This is a genomic window from Streptomyces sp. SBT349 (genome assembly GCF_001083795.1).
GTDB lineage: Bacteria > Actinomycetota > Actinomycetes > Streptomycetales > Streptomycetaceae > Streptomyces.
In genome coordinates, this window is record NZ_LAVK01000038.1 from 1 (window position 1) to 18467 (window position 18467).

The following is an 18467-nucleotide window of genomic DNA, read 5'->3' on the forward strand; positions in this document are numbered from 1 at the left end:
CTGGGGTACGGCTTCCGCTGACTCACGCCGTAGCGTTGGCGCGAGCAGGCCGGAATCCGGTGTTCCGCTGATCATCAGGAGGTTCTGCCGCATCTTCAAACCAGATGGACTTCCAGCGGTAGAAGTGAGCGAAACGGATGGCAGCCTCCGAGCGGCAGGAGGATGCGAAACCCGCATGCCGCTCGAATCACCGCAAAGCAGGTCAGCGACGAAATGCACTTTTCCGAACAAGCCTAAGTAAACGCCCTCTCAGAGGGCGGTTCGTGGGGTGGTGTCCGTTTCTTGGTGGGGTTGGGGATGCTGGTCGCGGGCGTTCGGGCAGTTACTGCTTTGTGGTGAAGCTGCCGGTGTCGGCCTCGGTGAGGACATCGAGCTTGACGAGGCGTTTCAGCTTGGCGCGGGTACCTTCGATGTTCTTCGGCAGTAGTTCGTGGTCGAGGGCTTCGCAGACGTCACGGGCCCGGAGGGGGCCGGTGGCCTCGTTGAAGACGGCGAGGATGCGGGGGTAGTCCGGGTGCTCGGGCAGGTCGGGGGCGGAGGTCCGGGCTGGGAGGCGGTCAACGAGAGCGGTGATGGTCTTCCGGGTGATCGCGAGGTGTTCGAGGTGGGTCTCGGCCTGCCGGAGCCGGCCGTGCAGTGCAGCGATCTGCGTGCGGACATCGTCGGCCAGGGCCCGGGCGGCGTCCTCCTGGACGTCGAGCGCCTCGAGAAGGGGCTGGATGTTCACGCACTCACCGCCTGCGCATCGCGCCAGGTGGGAGTGTTCGCGCCGGTGAGCCGGCGGACCATGACGTGGGTCATCGCCCAGTAGACGCGGGAGGCTGAGGAGACCGGGCGGTGCTCGTAGTCGCGGACCAGGCGCCGGTGCAGTATCAGGATCCCGTAGGTCTGCTCGACCCTCCACCGCTTCGGCTGCGGGACGAATCCCCAATCCTGCGGGTTGCGTTCGACGACCTCCATGTCGATCCCGAGCGAGGTGCCGTGGTCGACGACGGCGTTCTTGAAGCCCTGGTCGACCAGGGCCTTGTCGGCGGCGCCTCCGGCGTTCTCGGCGACCTGGTCGAGCAGCGCGGTGCCCGCGGCGTTGTCGTGCGCGCTCGCGGCGAGCACGACGACGGCGATGACCAGGCCCAGCACGTCCATGGCCGGGCCCCGCTTGCGGCCAGGCACCCGCTTCAAGGAAGCGGTGGCGCAGACGCTCGCGGAGTTGGCCCGCCGGGGCATGACCGTCCGACCAGGGACCGTCGCGGACACGATCGAGCGCAATACGCAGGTGGTGGCCGATCGACTGGGTACCCAAGTGAGGTCTGCCTGGCGGCACTTCGATGCTGCCGTGCTCGCCGACACCATCGCGCGGCAGCACCAGGCATTCGAAGACGCCAGCCAGGAGGAGGATGCCGGGCAGGTCCCGTCACCACCGGTGGGCAATCCCCGAACTGGCCGTGCTGCTGGCCGGTGTTCCGGATGGCCTGGTCGCGACCCGCGGAGATCTGTACGGCGTCATCCTCAATGTTGCCGTCAATGCCTGGAAAGCAGGCCACATCCATGGTGAGGGCGGCTGCGGCGAATGTGAAGAGAGCCGCGGAGTGTTCGGCCATGACTGGGGAGCCCGCATGAAGACCATCACCGACATGCAGCCCGACATCACCAAGTGGTTCGACCGGAAGGTGTGGACAGCCGAGCTCCACGACAGCGGTTTCAGCGTCACCGTCGCTGAGCCGGGGAGCGGCTACCAGCGGCAGCAGGGCTCGCCGAACGAGTCGCCCGGGCTGCGGATTGAGATCCCTCGGGGCTGGCGTCCCCGAGGTTGCCCGGACGGGAATGGTCAAGCCCTTGGGTAAGCTCCCGGGCAGGCCAACCACCTCTTGGCCCGGGTCGGTTTCATGAATCGCACCCAGACCGAGGGGACGGACGCACCCTTCGGTTCTACACTCCGGCGAGCTCGCCGCGTGCGGGGTGACCCCGGCGGTCTTCCTGAGCCGGGATCGGGCGGCGACACCCTTGTCGACCGGGACGGAAGCCCAGTGCCCGTGGGGATAGCGGAACACCCCGCTCGCGTGGGGAGAAGACTTCCAGACCTGGGATGTTACCGATCTTTGCCACATCGTTATTGTGTGCCGAGCCATGGATGAGGAAACCGGCCTCCCCTGAGAGAGCCACGAACCAGACGGTACGTCGAGGTAATCCGGAACGCCCGCACTCGTGGAGAGACCCGAACTGCTGTCTGTCGCCCAGAGGATTACCTGAAACCCTATCTCGGGTGCTGGTTCAACCACTCCTCGGCAGCGATCCGTTCGTTTCGCTCTGTCTTTGGATTATCCGCGAGGCGAGAAACGTAGGAGCGAATGACAGTCACATCGTGCGGACGCGGGACGACGAGGAAACCGATCCCCTCATCCCATGTCGTTCCCCGAAGAATAAGATCGCCGGCGAGCGACAACATCGAGAACTCCGGCTTATCGGGCGCCGGGCCCAGAACTCGGTCTTTGACGTCGACTCCCACGATCAGCCAGTCGTGCATCAATTCCACCTCGGCCCAGCGCAGTAGAGGCGAGGATGACGCGTCGGCGTAGTCGACGCCCACCAAGAAGCGTCTTTCCTCCTCATTGAAGAGCTCGTATTCCAGTGCCATGGAAAACCAGGTCGAATTGGCTTTCTCGATCAGGCCGGGAACGTCCCCCTCGATGACCGTATCTCGCCTTCCGTCCTCCGCTCGACAGCCAGTTGCCAGGGAGGCGGCCCTAACCGGCAACAGCGCCCCATGACGGACATCGGGAACACGTACCGCCAGTCCGAATCGAGCAAGTGATTCGGCTACCTTCAACTCTTGGCGAAGAAAACTCGTCATGCTCTCTCTTCCGGTCGTAGCGCGCGGCGCTAGACGGCAACTTTCTCATTCACGAGGCTGATAGGGGTAGATTTTGGTGTAGTCGTGATTGTCGACCCATCCGACATTGCCGTGCCTGTTGACGAGAATGCGATACCTGTTGCCGCCGCCGTCAATATCGTAAATTGCAGCGCCGCCCCACCTTCTGGATATAGAATTAGGGGTGTTCGGTCGCGGCGTAAAGACATCCGGTGTGCCGTCGGGATTGAGTCGCTGTGGCCGACCATTCTGAAGGATGTCCTCAACTCCTCCGTGCACAATATTGGGTATAGGCGGTGGCCCCGGGTTGGGATTTTTCTTCGGGCAGTTATGCACGAGTACCGGAACCTCGCCCGCCAGCACATGGTACGTGTGGGTGCCCTCGACGGTGAGGTTGTGCACGGTGGCGGTTGTGGTCGTGTGGGTGACGGCTGTGACGGTGGTGAGGGTTCCGGTGCTGGTGAGGAGGGAGGTGCCGGGGGTCAGGTCGGCGGCGTCGAGCCAGGTGTTCAGGTCCGGGGCCCAGAAGGGGTGTTGGTCCGTCGCCGTGATCGTGGTGGGGGCGCCTTCGATGGGGGCGATGGTCAGGGTGGTGAGGTCTTTTGTGCCCGTGCTGGTGAGTTCTGCGGTGACGGTTCTGGGTGAGGTCTCGCCCGTCTCGGGGTCCGTTGTCAGAACGACGTCGCCGATCTCGACGTCCTCGATCTGCTCGGTGCTGCCGTCCGCCATGAGCACCGGTGCTCCCGGCGTGAAGCTGTTGCACGGGGTGTCGGCTCTGGAAGGTGAGGGGGTCTCCTGCGGGGCGCCTTTGAGTTTCTCGTATAGTTTTTTCAGCTTGTTGAATTTCCCGAAGGGTATGTAGTCGAGCAGTGATTCACCGCAGCTTGAGCTGAACAAGTTGCCGGAACACTCTTCGTAGGCATTCCACGGATCCGGGAGAAAGAATCTGACCTCGGGCGGCACCACGCCCTTGTATGCGCCCTCCAAGAATTCCGATACATCTCCGGCGTCAGGCCAATCACCGGGTGGGTCCCAGCCCACGTTCTGTGAACTGCTGCCGGACCGGCCCGCGCCACCGCGTGATCGGCCCCCGCCGTTGCCGTTCCGGGCGGCGCTGTTGGCCGCCTTCGCGGCGGCTTCCGCTGCTTTCTTCGCCGCCGATGCGATCGCGTCGAAGAAGCCGCCGAGGAAGAGGCCGGTGGGGTCGGAGAAGGCGAGGGGGTTGTTGTTGGCGTAGGTGTAGCCGTGGATCTGCTGGGGGTCGGTCAGGTCCATGACGGGGTCGACGGAGATGAAGCGCCCCAAGGCCGGATCGTATTCGCGGGCGCCGAGGTGGGTCAGGCCGGTGCTGGTGTCGGTGGTGCCGCCGACGAAGCCGCGCGTCCCGGGCCAGGTGCCGGGTGTGTCGCCGCGGTAGTCACCGAAGGGGAGGGTGCGGCGCTGGGTGAGTTCCAGGTTGGCGGTGTCGATGGCGAGTTGGCCGGTGCCGTGGTGATCGGCCATGGTGATCGAGACGGACTCGTCGTCCGCGATGACGGCCGTGTGGCCGCCGCCAAGGGCGATGTAGCGGGTGGCTGTGGGGGTGGTGGATCCGGCCGGGAGAGTGACTTCGGTGTGGTCGCCGAGGTAGAGGGTGGTCTCGGTGGGGGTGCGGCCGATCAGGCGCTGACCGTCGGCGTCGTAGAGATACTCGGTGATCTCGCCGTTGGCTTCTTCGACGCTCGCGAGGTGGCCTTCGGCGTCCCAGGTCAGTTCCTGGGTGTCACCGCCTACCTGGCGGGTGGCGGTGTTGCCGGTGGGGTCGTAGGTGTACTCCTCCAGTGAACGGATGCCCGGGGCGTCCTCGACCACCGAGGTCAGGGTGTGCGGCTGGGCCGCGCCCGGCTCGGGATAGTCGTAGACGCGCTCGGTGTCCTGCTCGTGCAGGGTCTCCGTGAGGCGGTTGCCGACGGCGTCGTAGGTGTAGGAGTGCCAGTACGGAGCGGGGCCGCCCATCGTTCCGCCCGAGGGAGTGGGGGCACAGGTCGTCGCGGTCTGGGCCCAGGCCTCGGTCAGGCGGCGCAGGTAGTCATATTGGAAGCACTGGACGTCCGTGCCGGTGGCGGAAGTGTCGGCGATGGAGAGGACGTTGCCGGCTTGGTCGTAGGTGTAGTTCTCCCGGCGGTCGAAGGGGCCTTCCCAGCGCTGGACGGCGGTGGCGGCCAGGCGCTGCGTGCCCCATTCGTATTCGTAGGTCGCTCGGACGACGGGGTCGCCGTTGTCGTGGATGTCGTGGGCGGCGTACCTGCCGGTGGGGTGATAGGTGGTCAGGACTTGTGGTCCACTGGCTACGGCGAGTTCGGTGGGGCGGAGGGTGGCGGCTTCATAGGTGAACGCGACACCGTTGCCGGGCTGGCCGCCGACCGCCGGGAGGGCCATTGACTGGGTGAGGCCCGACGCGTGGTATCGGGTGGTGTGCTCGTAGGTGCCGCCCAGCTCCTGCTCTGTCTCCGGAATGGTGATGCGCGAGGTCAGGGGGCGGTAGAGCCTGTCGTACGAAGTGACCTCGGTGGTGTATGCCTCGCCGTCGTGGTAGCGGATCGACTTGGCGAGCTGGCCTCGGGCCCCCGTGATCGTGTCGTACACCCACTCGGCGCGCAGTGGCCCCTCGGCGCTTCCCTCACGCAGTGCGGTCTGACGGCCCAGGCCGTCGTATGCGTACGCGAGCGTGATGTCACGGGCGTTGGTGCGCGTGGTTAGTTCGCCTCGGTCGTTGAACGCGCTCTCGCTGCGACCCGCGTCGGGGTCTGTCGTGGCGACGGTCCGGCCGAGTTGGTCGTAGGCGTATGTCCACTCATTGCCCGCCGGGTCGGTGACGGAGTCGATCTGACCCGAAGGCGTCTGCGTGTACTGAGTGCTGTCGAAGTCGGCGTCGGCGGAACGCTCGTGGTGCTGGCGCAGTTCGGTCATCTGACCGCGTGCGTCGGTGAGCGTGGTGGTGGCCGTGGCGCCAAGGGGCGGGATGACCGTGACACGGTCGCCGTGGTAGCTGGTGGTGGTGGTGCCGAGGACCTCGCCGCCGTCTCCGTCACCCGCTATCTGCCGGGTTTCGATCTCCCGTCCCAGCGCGTCGTATGCGTGCCGGGTCTGCGACTCGATGCGCTGCGGCTCATCCGGCAGGAACAACTCCCGCGCCGGGGCGCCCAAGGCGTAGTAGGGCACGAATGTCCTGCTCAGCAGACCGCGTTCGTCGTAGAACCGGTCCGCCACCAGGCGGCCGCCGTCCGGCCCCGGTTCTTGTGTCTGCCGTTCGCGGAGGAAGCCGTCGTAGACGGTGTAGGAGGCGAGCTGGTTGTTGCCGGCGTTGTCCAGGGTGCGGGTGCCGACGACGACCGGCTCGTTCTCCTCGATGTGGTAGGTGAACTGGTAGCTGGGCAGCATGCCGGTGCGCCGGTCCGCGAGCCAGACCTTCTCGGAGCGGCCGAGAGCGTCGTAGGACAGCACCGTCACCTTGCTGTTGGTGTCCGTGAGGCGCGTGGGAACGCCTCGCACCGGGTCGAGTTGCGTGACCTCGGTCATGGCCGTGCTCGGTGTGTCCGGGTCAACGGGTGGGTCGGTCGACGTGGTCTGGGTGGGGAAGCCCGTAGCAGGGCTATACGCAACGGTGCTGGTGCGGCCGTCGCCGCGGGGGCTGCGAGTGAGGGTGGACCCGGTGACGGTGAGGTCGGCGGTGAGATCGGTGGTGCTGACCTGCCGGCCGTAGGAGTCGTAGGTGGCGCCGGATTCGAGGTAGCCGGCGGTGGTGCCGTCGTGGTCCTTGAGAACGGCGGTGGCGGTGACATCGCCGGCTGTCGGCGCCTCGCCGTAGTCGCCGCCGTCGTAGGCCCAGCGCTCGTCGGTGATGACGTCGTCGGCGCGGTCGGGGGTGGCGGTGCAGGCCACGGCGACGGTCTCGGCGCGAGCGGGCAGGGTGAGGAGGTTGGCGTCGGTGCCGGTGGCGTAGGTGGTGCGAGTGCAGCGGTCGTCGGCTGAGGTGGCGGTGTCCGCGAGGTCGTTGACCTCGGTGGGGCGTCCGGCGACGGTGTCGTAGGCGGTGTCGACACGTGTGGTGCGCCACCTGCTGCCGGCACCGTCGTCGAGCGAGGTCCAGGTGGTGGTGCGGGCGGTGCCGGAGAGATCGGCGGTGATGGTGCCCCAGTCGCGCACGTCACTGGCGGTCTCGTGGTGCCAGGGCCGGGAGACGGACTTCTCCAGGACATCGCCGTCGACGCCGTCGTAGGTGACGGTGCGATAGGCGAAGCCGTGGACGGCGGGGTGGTCGATGATCGGGTCGCCCTCGCCGGCCGGGAGGGCGACGGACATGTCCTTGGTGCCGCCGTCCTCGTTGAGGCGGTCGCCGTGCATGCCCCGCAGAAAGTAGGTGTCCTCCTGCGACAGCATGCCGATGTCGCCCTCGCCGCCGGACAGGGTACGGACGTGGCCGTAGCCGCGCCACTGCGACCAGGTCTTCTCTTCCTCGGGGACCAGGCCGTTGTCGTCGTCGAAGTGCCAGGCCGCGTCACCCGGATACCGGTACTCGGTGACCTGATCCGGTGAGCGGCCGGTACGGTCGGTGCCGATCACACCCGTGACGACGTACTTGTTGAACCACTCCAGGTCCGGTGTGATATCGCCGCCGCCACCGATGTACTGGGGGAAGCAGCGCGTCGTGTTGGTCTCCGGCGTCGGCAGGTTCGCCGGGTCGCATGCCTCACCCGAGTACTGGACGTCGATCTGACCGCCGTACTCATCGGCGACGGTGGCCAGGCGCTCCTTGTTGAACGGGGCATAGCCGTCGCCGAGTTCGTCCAGGCGGTTGGGGAGCTGCTGATAGGCGAACGTCGTCTTCGGCAGCGTGATGGCCGGGGTGGCGGTGTGGCCGGTGCGCTGGACGCTGTCCAGGAGGAGCTGGTAGTCCACGTCCGCCATGCCCCAGCGGTGGGTCAGGGACCAGGAGTCGACGGGCTGGTACGCGCCCGAGGCCAGAACCTCGGTGGTCACCTGGGTAAGGCGGTTGCGGGTCCAGAACGTGGGTGAGGAACGACCGCTGTCGCAGTCGGTGCCCGCCTCGCAGTTGAGGTCCCAGGGCGTGTCGTACCAGTACAGCTCGTTGTCGTCGATCGCGGAGGCCGCGCAATCCACGCCGTCCTGCGGCAGGCAGCGGGTGCTGCCGGCGAAGTCCACCCGTGCCAGGGCACGGGCGCTGTACATGGCGTTCTCGCGGAGCCCGTACTCGACGCGGTCCAGCGTGCCGCCGCGGGTGTATCGGACGTCGTCGGTCTCGTCGAGGAACCGGCCGTAGGAGTTCTCTTCCTTGTTGTAGTAGTAGGCGATGGCGTTGCCGCGCGCGTCGACGGCATAGTCGAGGTTCCAGCGCCATGCCTGGGTGCAGGAGGAGGCGGCGACGGTGGCGGCGCGGCATGGTTCGCCGGTGTCGTTGCCGTAGACGGGGACGGTCCAGGTGGAGTCGGTGGTCTCCTTGCCCGAGGTCCAGCCGGGCAGCCGGTGGTAGCCGAAGTAGTACCGGATGCCCTCGGGGGTGGTCATCTCCCAGTACTCGTTGTCGTTGTCGCCGTTGGCGCGCTCGCCGGAGGTGAGGCGCCGGATCCGTGTGCCGTCGTCCTGCTGGAACTTCCACTCGTTGTCTCCGGCCGGGACCAACTCACCGGCCCGACCGTTGAACGAGATGAAGGCGTTGTCGTACTCCCAGCACAGGTCACCCACCTTGTTGCCGTCGGCGTTCTCCACTTCCTCCTCGGCACAGGACTGGTAGGTGCGCTCGATGTACCCGGGCCACAGGTCGAACCCGTCGCCGGCCCAGGACGCCTGGTTGTTGGTGCCGCCCGTCCGGCCGTCGATGGAGCCGGAGGAGTACGACAGCCCGACATTGGGGGTCAGACTGCCCGGAACGTCCGGTACCGGCATGTCGTAGGACCAGGCGAAGTCGCCGGTGTTCAGGCCGACGTCCCAGGTAGCGGACGAGGCAAGGGCGGTCGCGGTGTAATCGCTCTCCACGCCTTCCTCGTCGGCGACCGCCGCGAGCACCACCGGCCCCGAGGCGGTCACCTCGACGCCGGTGGCGGTCAGGGTTTCCGTCTCGGTGTCGTTGACCGAAGGAGCCGGGGTCTGTTCCCGGCACTCGGCCGCCTCGGGCGTGTCCACGACGCAGGTGGGCAACTGGACGAACGTCAGCCGCGAACCGTAGCCGCCGCCGAACGCCCCGGCGAAGCCGGTGTAGTTGAGCTCCACCTCGACCGCGCCCACCGAATCCTCCTCGCCTTCGACGGTCAGCAGCACGCCGTTCACACCGGCGTCCTGGCTCGCCTCGCGGTCCAGGATCTGGACTTGTGCCGTGACCCGTGCCGAATCGGCTCGCGCTTCGGAACCGCCGCCGGGGCTCAGCCGCACCGGCAGGTCGCCGGCGGGCACCGGTGCGGCGGACCTCGCGGAGGAGGGCAGCGTGACCTGCTCCGACCCCGCATCCGGCCAGGCGGCCCGAGGAGGAGTCTGTGGCACCCGCGGGCCTTCTTCCACGGTGCGGGGGATGACATCGAGGCCGTCCTCGCCATCCACGGGCTGTTCCAGCTCCGGCAGCTCGCCCCAGCCGTTCCCCTCGGCCCGGGCCGAGGGGGAGGCCATCGCCTGAAGGAGCGAGGCGAGCATGATGAGCGACAATCCCACCGCCATTCGACGCCGGACCGTGCGGAACGCCCTGCGGAGTCTGACCGGTCCCTGCATCCGTCTCTCAGTCCTTCGTCCAGGAGCCACGGTCGTGCGCGGCGGTCGGCTGCGTTCGATCTGCTGGTCAGTACGCGTGTGCTTTGTCATCGCGTGACGGGGACGCGGGTGGGAAGCCCCGAGATGCCAGTGGCGAGGAGCGTCACCTGGGATGGCGCGAGCGTTCCCTCGAACGTCCAGAGGTCATCGATGGCACCGGGCCAGTACTCCCCCCAGGCGCCTCCCGCCCTGGTCCGGCCCACCTGGAGGGAGTCGTCGGCCTCGAAGGTCAGCACGTTCTCGGCACTGGAGGACGAGCCGCAGGAGTCGTCCTCCCCTTCCAGGCAGGACGTCTCGGCCAGCACCCCGTTGACATACAGCTCGGCCTCGCGGCGGAAGCCGTCGTAGACCACGGTCAGGTGATTCCATTCGCGCACGTCGTAGAAGAGGGCGTTGTCCACGCGGGTGACCGACGCCTCCGACGTGTCCGCGTCGGGCATGACCAACTGCCATGTTCCCCACCCCTCTTCCTCGGGGTCGGGCACGAACCGCACGGAGACCGCGCTGTGGTGCTCGCCGCCCGCGCTGAACGCGGTCGCTCCGCCCTCCGGAACGGCCGCGGCCCGCGCCCAGCCCGCGACGGTGAAGCTGGCGGTGGTGTCAACCGGAACGGTGGTCGTGGCGGCGTGGTCGTCGACGCCGTCCAGCAGAAGCGACCCGGAGTCCACCGCGCCGGGACCGAGCGCGGCGCCGCCCTGCAAACCGAGTGGGTTTCCGGCGGACGAGGAATCAGGCGTGGTGCCGGCGCCGGCGTCGTCGAACTGCCATCGGGACCCGACCAGGGGCCGCTGTTCGTAGAGCTGCCGGACCTCGCTGGCGGTGACGACGCGGTCGAAGAGCCGTACGTCGTCGAGCTTGCCGTCCAGGCGGTTGATGACCTGACCCTCTGCCTCGGACGCTCCCAGCATCAGGGAGCCGGTCGCGTCCCAACGGTGGCTGAACGCGGTGGAGTCGGCCAGTTCACCGTTGACGTAGAGACTGATGGTCCCCGCGTCCATGTCATAGACCCCCACCACGTGGGCCCACGTCCCCAGTCCGGCCGCGGGACAGTTGGGTGTCGCGGCCGAGCACGGGTTCTGGTTCACCTCGACGTTCGCCGCGTCGGCGGCGTCCGAGGTGGCGCGCAGGAAGGTCCAGCCGCCGCCGTCCGGGCGGTGGTAGAGGGAGAAGCCGCGGCGCTCCGCGCCCCCCTGCGTGGCGGCCACCATGAACCGGTTCTCCTTCTCGGCCGGCAGCCAGGCCCAGAGGGACACGGCGAATGACTGATGGGTGTCCAGCACCGGCTGGCTCGTGGCGGCATAACCGCTGGCACCATCGAACGAGGCGGCCGCGCCGTCAGCGCCCTCTCCGCCGAGCGTGACCTCCCCGGTGATCGCTGCGCGGGTCTCCTGGCTGCGCCCCGCCACCGATGTGACGTCGTCCGGCTCGTCCAACGACCACACGGCCTTGGCCGGGCGGGACGTTTCTGTGATCGGTTGCCGTTCGACGAGCTGGGTGACCTGCTCCGGCCGAAGCCAGTAGTCGTAGAGCTGTACCTCATCGAGTCGGCCGGTGAAGTACGAGCCGTCCCCGGTGGCTCCCAGCGTGGTCACTCCGCGCGCCTCCCACGCCCCGGTGAAGCCCGTCGAGGCGGCGAGAGAGCCATCGACATAGAGCCGCAACTGCTGGTTGACGTTGTCGAAGACGCCGGTCACATTCGTCCATTCCCCCAGCTCCGGCACATGGCCCTGCCGAGCCCGGACAGCGGCCGCTCCCGCCACATCGGACGCATCGCGGGAGAAGGACCAACCGGTCTGCGGGTCGACGGTCAACGCGAAGCCGTCGGCGTTCCATCCGGCCTGCGACACGGCGGTCCCGGGGCCGCTCAGTCCTCCCTCGGGCAGACGGGCCCACAGCGAGACCGAGAAACTCTTGGACGTGTCCAGCACGGGAGTCACCACGGAGGCATGGCCGCCCTGCCCGTCCAGCTCCAGGGCCCCGCCGACGACACCGTCAGCTCCCGGCGCGGCACCCGTGGTGAGGGCCGCTTCCCATGGCTCGCCCTCGCCGGTCAGGGCATCCGCGCCGGGCTCGTCCTCCATGCCCCAGACCATGCGTTCGGGCTCCCCGGCGCGTACCACGAAGAGATAGGTGCGCACCTCCGACCAGTTGCCGGCCTCGTCAAGCGCCTGTGCCGTGATCGTGTTGATCCCCGGCGTCTCCGGCAGGAGTTGGAGCGTGCGCGGGGCGCCACCGGACGTCTGGACCCATCGGTTGCCTGTGCGACTGGCGTTGACATGGACGGCATAGCCGGTCACGTCCGACGCTGCGCTGTCGAAGGTGAAGCTGCCGTACTTGCCGATGCCGTCGCGCCACGGGTCCTCCGGGTCCGACGGGTCGGCCTCGGGATACTGAGGGGAGGTGATCGTGGGCGCCGCGGGCGTACTGGTGTCGTAGACGAAGGCACACCGGTGTGCCGACCCGTTGGAGGACCAAGGCGAGTAGCTCACGCCGTCGAAGGTCCTGGCGAACCATTCGATCCGGCGGTCGGTGGGCAGGTTGGTGGGCAGGGAGACGGTGAAGGTGCTGCCGGACGCCTTGAACCCCGTCGGGTTGGGGGCCCAGCGGATGATGTCGCCCTGCCCGTCCCCGGTGTCCCAGCGTGCGCCGAACTCCACCGCGACCCGGTCTCCGTCCGGATCGGTGACATGGAGAGCGCTGATGCTGCCACGCGTCTTGACGTGCGCGGGGTCGTCGGGTGACGGACAGGTGCCGCCGTACTGCATGACCAGCTGCGAGGTGCGGATCTGCGGCGGGCGGCGGTTGTACTCCACCCGCAGGTGCGCCCGGTCGGAGAACCGCTTCCAGCTCAGCGGATCCGTCTCCGAAGCGGCACGCAACCCCAGCGTCAGCGTCGAACGCCGGGTGTCGGCCGCCTCGCGGACAGCAGCGGTGACATCGAACTCGGCATCCTTCGCCGCGCAGTTCTGATGTCCGTAGGCGAATGACCGGGTATCCAGGTGCTCGGCCCAGAACCCGTTGCCATCCTGCGAATCCCATGTGGTGCCGGAGCTGATGCTCCACGTCTGGTAGAGCTCCACCCGAGTGGCGGTGCAGGACGCGGAATGGACGTTCGGCACCTGGAACTGCGCCTCGATGACGTTCGTTCCCGCGAAACGCGAGACCGGCATCCGGTAGAACAACCGCTTTCGGTCCTCCGGCTGACAACGCGTCCAGTCGCAGTACCCCATGCCGGCGTCGTCCTCACCGTTGAACAGCCACTGCGGGGAGTCGTGCCAGTAACGCGACACCATCGTCCAGGCGGATGCTCTTGGGGTGTACACCTGCGGATCGATGTACACCGGAAACTCGGTCTCCTCGTCTCGCAGAATGTCCGCATCCGGGGTCAGTACCAGACTGTCGCCGGTCACCTCCAGGCCCACTCGGGCCTGCCGCCCCGACTCGCCCGCTCCGACCTCTTCGGTGGCGGCCTCGCGCACGGCCGTGCCTTCCGGCGTTCCGGCGCTGGAGTCCCACATCACCGGCGCCGGCGCCTCGAACACCGGGGAACCCGCTCCCTCGTCGATGGCGGCGAGACCACCATCGGACGTGGTCTCCACCTCAACACCCTGCGCCTCCAACCCGAGTGTCACCTCGGCCAGCTCAGGACTCGCCGCTGCCTCCGGCGAGTGGACGACGAGGAGTTGAGTGAAGCCGTCGACCTGTGCCCCCATCCGCAGGTCGACGTCCGGGAGCACGTCCTCGTAGACGGCGAGGGCACCATGCAGCGTCGGAACGGGCAGCGCGCCGGGCCAGTGGAACTCCAGCACCCGGCCGTCCCGCGTCAGGCTCGCCATGGGAGCGTCCTCACCGCCACCGGAGAACGCGAGTTCCACGGTCGCTGTGACGGGCGCGACCGTTCCGTCCTCGCGCACGAGCAGGTCGGTGTTGACCTCTTCCCACTGTCCGTTGACGCGCGTGCGCACGGGTCGCAGATACTCCACCGCTTCGAACGTGCCTTCGGGAGTGGCGAACACCTCGGACGTCTCGCCGCGCAGTGACAGAACCTCGACCGGCTCCCCGGTACGCTCGGCCTCCGCCAACGCCTCGACCTCGGACGCGGCCTCACCAGCCGCCGGCGCGGGTTCCGCGGCCGCGGCCGCGGCACGTTCGCCGCCCGAAGCCGATGGCTGAGCGGTGCCCAGCAACCCAGCCGTCAGCACGACGCCCAGCCCCCACGACACGCCACGACGCAGCCGTGTCCGCATGCTCCACCCTCCCCGATCCCAACTGCATCATATGTCGCACACAGAACCAGAGCGAATGTAGAGATCATTCGCACGCATGTCCATGGGGTGAAACCGAAGCAAGTCGGGCCACCAGGGGGTGATGTGAGAAACCACTGAGGGCGTAGCCGGTGCCATGGAACACCGCGTCAGCGGCATCCTCGCTGCCGTCGGCACGCAGCGCGCCGCTCTCGGTGGAGGCGGCGAACGCCCTGAGGACTGCAAAACGCGGGGAGCGGACAGCCGCGCGCCAGTTGCTCAGCTGGCAGTCGGGAACAACCCCGCGTCCGCGGGGACGACGGGTGACGGGAGTCCGAGGTCAGCCGCCTCCTGGGAACACCCCCGCGCCTGCAGGGACGACACTTCCTGACCTGGGGCTTCAGGTCGTGTGAGGGCCGTTTTCATTCGGTGGCGATTCGCGCTCCGGGGGCCGTTGCAGCCATGCGGCCGATTCAGGGTGGTCGACGGCCTCTGTGACGCCTTGAGTTTAGTGGCTCATCCCTGACGGCGCGGAGTGATCACGTTCCGGTGACCGGGGTCGCCTCGCCTCTGGTGGGGAAAATGCCCCGCCCTTGTGCCGTGTGGCCGACATTCTTGAAGAGGCTGAGTGACTAACTGAGTGACAACCGCCGTGTGCGGCCCTGGATGGCTGCGGACTGCCGTGGACCGTCCCCGCAGGTCGTAAGGGCGGGCGTGCTGGTGGGCGGGAGGTGGAGTTGCATGGTGGCGAACAGTGGCGCGTAGGGGTGGGTTTCGACCGCTTCGGCGATGGCCTTGTCCAGCGTGCGGATGGTCGTGCGTATGCCCTTCACCAGCTGGACCTGGACGCGGACGAGCTGTTCGACGACCGTTTCGCTGAGGCGGGAGGCGGCCTTCGGCGCTCGATCAGGACGTGGCCGGGCTTCCTGCCGGAGTAGCCGTGTCGCTTGCACCAGGCTTCCAGGCGTCCGGCGGTGAGCTTGGCGGCGGCGGCCGGGGTGGGGTATCGCTGAAGGAAGGCCAGGGCGATGTCGCTGTCGAGGCTGGCGAAGACCGCCTTGGCGCCGGGCCAGTGGGCGTCCAGCAGCGCGGCGAGCTGGTTGACGGCGCCGATGCGGGCCTCGACGTGGTCGGCGCGGGTCCGGGTGAGGGCCTGGAGATCGAGGGTGGCCTGCCCAGTGGGCTCCAGGCGGGGCAGCAGGTGCCCGTCGGTGCGCAGGTAGTCGGCCGGTTTCATGCTGTCGCCCGCGTCGGTCTTGGCCTTGGAGGCGCCCCAGCGCGGGCGCATCGCGTGGAAGGCGTTGGGGTGCACCGGGACCACGGGGTGACCGGCGGCGAGCAGCCGGTCCACGGCCAGGCCGCGGCTGGTCTCGATCATCACGGGCAGATCCGCCGGGACGCCGTGCTTCCCCAGCCGGGCCAGGGACTTGGCGAACCCTTCCTCGGTGTGGGCGAACTCCCACCGGTCGATGCGCTTTCCGGCGTCGTCCATGACGGTCACGTCATGGGTCTCGGTCGCCCAGTCCCATCCGATGAACACGAAGGTCGTACTCCTGTGACTTCGACGGAGCACCTGCCCGGTGGTGAGGTCGTCTGCCGGGAGCTCATTAATCGGCCCTCCGCGGGGCGTGTCCCTGAAGCCGATCAGACGACCTCGGCCCGGCGGGGCTGGCGGAACTCACGCTGGCCGTCGAACGGCTCGCACTACTGGCCATGCACCCACCGGGACCGAGAGGCCACAACCCTACCGAAGAGGGCTGCAGAAGGGATGGTCCTCTAATGAGCGCGCGAGATGAGTTGGGAACAACCCCGCGGGTGCGGGGAGCAGCCGCACCTGGCCCTGGAGGACCTGGTCGAGCAGGGAATAACCCCGCGGGCGCGGGGAGCAGAGGAGCTGACCTGGGGTTCTATGCCGGCAGGGTGCCGATTTTACTTACTTCCTGAGAATCGGACATTTCGCCTGACGTCTCCACTGCGGACGGATGATGAGTTCAACACCTACCACGCTCAGCTGGCTGACGTGACTCCTTCCACATGCTTACAGACGGTCCGCTTCATCCGCCGTGGCTCGACAGTGGGTGAGTGACTAATTGAGCGACAACCACCTTGGTCACTGGTGGACTCGGGTGGATCGTCCTGGATCGTTCGCGCAGGTCAGCGCCCGCATATGAGCCGGGGGGCGCAGCCGGACTTGCATGTCATGCAAGAGGTCAGGAGTTCAATTCTCCTTAGCTCCACAGGTCAGAGGCCGTCTCCCGTGAGGGAGGCGGCCTCTGTGGTGCGGGTGAGTGACTGATGTGGCGGTGGCGCCGGTCTGGATGAGGGGTCGGATCTGCTTTCGATGGATCCTCTCTGTGGTGGTTGTGCTGGTGTGGCCGACGAGGGGGGCGATCTTGTCGGTGGTGATGCCGTCGTCGGAGGGGACGGACACGAAGGTGGGTCGCCCCTCGCGTCCTCTTGGACGACCTGACCTACGGCCTCCTCTGGGCGCTGATCCAACTCGACGACGGGCTCTTGGCCGACGACCAGGAACTCGACGGGGAGCGAGAGCTGTTGACCACCTATCTCGCTCTTCCGCGTTCGGCGCCCAGCAGGATGTCTCTGCCCTCCCTCACCTCCGTCGGAGCCAACTGGCTCGGCTCGGCGCTACCAGCGCTGGCGCAACGCCAACGCCCGCCACCCCGACGTGCTCTCCGCGCAACGCCGAGAGCGTGCCCGCATCCGCAGCGAGAAAGGCATCCGCTGGGGCGGAGGTGCCAGATGCCCAGCGGCGTGAAGGATCAACAACCGGCACAGCCCACTCCCACATCACGGACCCCGAGGAGCTCTGCATGGACCACCGGGACGTCGACGCCGCCGTGGCAGAGATGCTGCGGATACTTGGCCCCCATACCGACGAGGACTGGACGGTGCCGGCGGGGCCGCTCGAATGGACCTGCTGGAAAACGGCAGCCCACATCGGCCACGACCTGCTGGCCTACGCAGGGCAGGTGGCAGCACAGCCCGCAGACGCCTACCTTCCCATCGACCTGAACGTTCGCCCCACTGCCTCGCCTGCCGAAGTACTCCAGGTCGTCACCGCCTGCGGCGGAATGCTCAGCAGCGCCCTGGCCACAGCCAACCCCACCCTGAGGGCCTGGCACTGGGGCCCGTGCTACCCCGAAGGTTTCGCGGCGATGGGCGTCGCCGAAGTCCTGCTGCACACCTACGACATCACGCAGGGACTGTCCGTGGACTGGCTGCCGCCAGCACCGCTGAGCGCGGCAGTACTCAACCGGCTCTTCCCCGCCGCCCCGTCCGCAGACCCCATACAGGTGCTCCTCTGGTGCACCAGCCGCGGAGAACTCGACGGCTTCCCTCGCCAAACCTCGTGGAGGTGGGAAGCAGCACGACCAGGCTGATCGACCTGACCCCGGTAAACGTTCCGGGTCACAGCAGGTCGCGCGACTGAAGTGCGCTGGGGGCGCTGGACGGCTGTACCGGCGGGGGTGGGATCACGTGGGGTCGTGCATCGAGTTGTCGTACGTGAACGCGGTGCACGGGTGTCGTCGGCGTCCGCTATGGGACTGCGTGACGTGCTGGTTCGAGGATGACCCTGCCTGCGCTACTGAGGCCCTCTGGGAGTGTGATGCAAGGGATTCTGCCCTGCTTGCCCCGTTACTCGGCCGAGCCGGTAGCCGGGGGCACCTTCAGAACGAAGAAAGGGAAGCACATTCTGGTCGAGAGGCTGTGGAAGTCGTCGGGGTACAGCTCGCGAGCGGCCGGATCGGGCTGTGGCTCGCTGATGACGGCCAGGCGGAAGCCGGCCGCGGTGAAGACGTCGGTTATCGCGTGCAGTGGCCCGCGCCAGAAGGTCATCGGGGCGGCCTGCCTCAGCAGGTCGGCCCAGTCGGCGGTGTAGCTGGTGGTCGCGGAATAGTCGGGCCGAGGATCCTGGATCGCGTAGTCCACGAAAGGGTGCTGCACCGACGCGATCAGTCGGCCGCCGGGCCTGAGTACCCGCCGTGTCTCGGCCGGCGTCGGCACCCAGCCGCCGCCGCGCCAGCTCCACTATCCCGGCGCTGGAGTCGAGGCCGGTGACGAGGGCACCCCGATCGCGTAGCGCGGCGAACAGGGGGCCGGAGCCGCAGCCGGCGTCGAGGATCCGGCGGCCGACCACGTCCCCGGCGAGGGACAGCATCGCGGGCCGCTCGTAATAGGCGTTCAGGAGGCTCGTCTCGCTCAGCGCCGAGTACGCCCCGGCGAAGCTGTCATAGTCGTTCGCCTGGGCGGGAGGTGCCGGCTGGGCATGGTTTTCGGCGGTCGTCATGCTGCGGTCTCCGTCTTGTCATCTCGGCATATCGCACCGGCGCGGGGAGCAGGAGGAGCTGACCTGGGGGTTTACCCCGGCAGGGTGCCGGTTTTCGACTGACGTCTTCACTGCGGACGGATGATGAGTTAGTTCAACACCTACCATCTTCGGCTGGCTGACGTGGCTCCTTACGAACGCTCACAGGCCGTCCGCTGAACCACCCTGGTCACCGGTGGAGGGGGGACCGTCCCGGATCGGCGGGGGCCACTTC

General features: G+C 67.7%; 7 protein-coding genes, 1 tRNA gene and 3 pseudogenes. 4 read left to right on the forward strand and 7 right to left on the reverse strand.

Translation table 11 applies throughout. The features are described from left to right. Window positions 1–322: 322 nt before the first annotated feature. Together ADY01_RS07420 and ADY01_RS07425 are read right to left on the reverse strand one after the other, a co-directional pair. Window positions 323–727, reverse strand: a complete 405-nt coding sequence (locus ADY01_RS07420) for a hypothetical protein (RefSeq protein WP_049567682.1) — start codon at window positions 725–727, stop codon at window positions 323–325. Continuing rightward, window positions 724–1176: pseudogene (locus ADY01_RS07425) on the reverse strand (IS5/IS1182 family transposase); the annotation flags it as partial. The pseudogene ADY01_RS07425 and the gene ADY01_RS07420, both read right to left, overlap by 4 nt. A gap of 218 nt (window positions 1177–1394) precedes the next feature. Between ADY01_RS07425 and ADY01_RS39685 the strand changes: the two are divergent. Further along, entirely contained in the window at window positions 1395–1841 is a 447-nt protein-coding gene (locus ADY01_RS39685) for a hypothetical protein (protein WP_234320126.1), read from the forward strand. 410 nt (window positions 1842–2251) lie between these two features. Here the strand turns inward: ADY01_RS39685 and ADY01_RS38935 are convergent, their stop codons facing one another. The 4 genes from ADY01_RS38935 to ADY01_RS07455 all read right to left on the reverse strand — a co-directional run bounded on the left by ADY01_RS38935 (window position 2252) and on the right by ADY01_RS07455 (window position 15445). Next, the gene (locus tag ADY01_RS38935) at window positions 2252–2848 is read right to left on the reverse strand and encodes a hypothetical protein (RefSeq protein WP_159001023.1); all 597 of its coding nucleotides are present in this window, start codon (window positions 2846–2848) and stop codon (window positions 2252–2254) included. A gap of 45 nt (window positions 2849–2893) precedes the next feature. Next, window positions 2894–9571, reverse strand: a complete 6678-nt coding sequence (locus ADY01_RS07440) for a polymorphic toxin-type HINT domain-containing protein (protein ID WP_053170600.1) — start codon at window positions 9569–9571, stop codon at window positions 2894–2896. 137 nt (window positions 9572–9708) lie between these two features. Continuing rightward, window positions 9709–13908 (reverse strand): LamG-like jellyroll fold domain-containing protein, encoded by a 4200-nt coding sequence (locus tag ADY01_RS07445; protein ID WP_078900082.1) that lies wholly within the window; start codon window positions 13906–13908, stop codon window positions 9709–9711. Window positions 13909–14734: 826 nt separating this feature from the next. Then, on the reverse strand, window positions 14735–15445 hold the full coding sequence (locus ADY01_RS07455) for an IS110 family transposase (RefSeq protein ID WP_049567698.1): 711 nt from the start codon (window positions 15443–15445) through the stop codon (window positions 14735–14737). A gap of 627 nt (window positions 15446–16072) precedes the next feature. Here ADY01_RS07455 and ADY01_RS38940 point away from each other — a divergent pair. The 3 genes and pseudogenes from ADY01_RS38940 (at window position 16073) to ADY01_RS07460 (ending at window position 17306) form a co-directional block, all read left to right on the forward strand. Next, window positions 16073–16142 (forward strand) — tRNA-OTHER (locus ADY01_RS38940). A gap of 410 nt (window positions 16143–16552) precedes the next feature. Then, a pseudogene (locus ADY01_RS41755) lies at window positions 16553–16681 on the forward strand (integrase); the annotation flags it as partial. 55 nt (window positions 16682–16736) lie between these two features. After that, window positions 16737–17306: a maleylpyruvate isomerase N-terminal domain-containing protein gene (locus ADY01_RS07460; RefSeq protein WP_049567700.1), complete on the forward strand. Its 570-nt coding sequence runs from the start codon at window positions 16737–16739 to the stop codon at window positions 17304–17306. 256 nt (window positions 17307–17562) lie between these two features. Here ADY01_RS07460 and ADY01_RS07465 read toward each other — a convergent pair. Continuing rightward, window positions 17563–18214 (reverse strand): annotated as a pseudogene (locus ADY01_RS07465) (class I SAM-dependent methyltransferase). Between the last annotated feature and the right edge of the window lie 253 nt (window positions 18215–18467).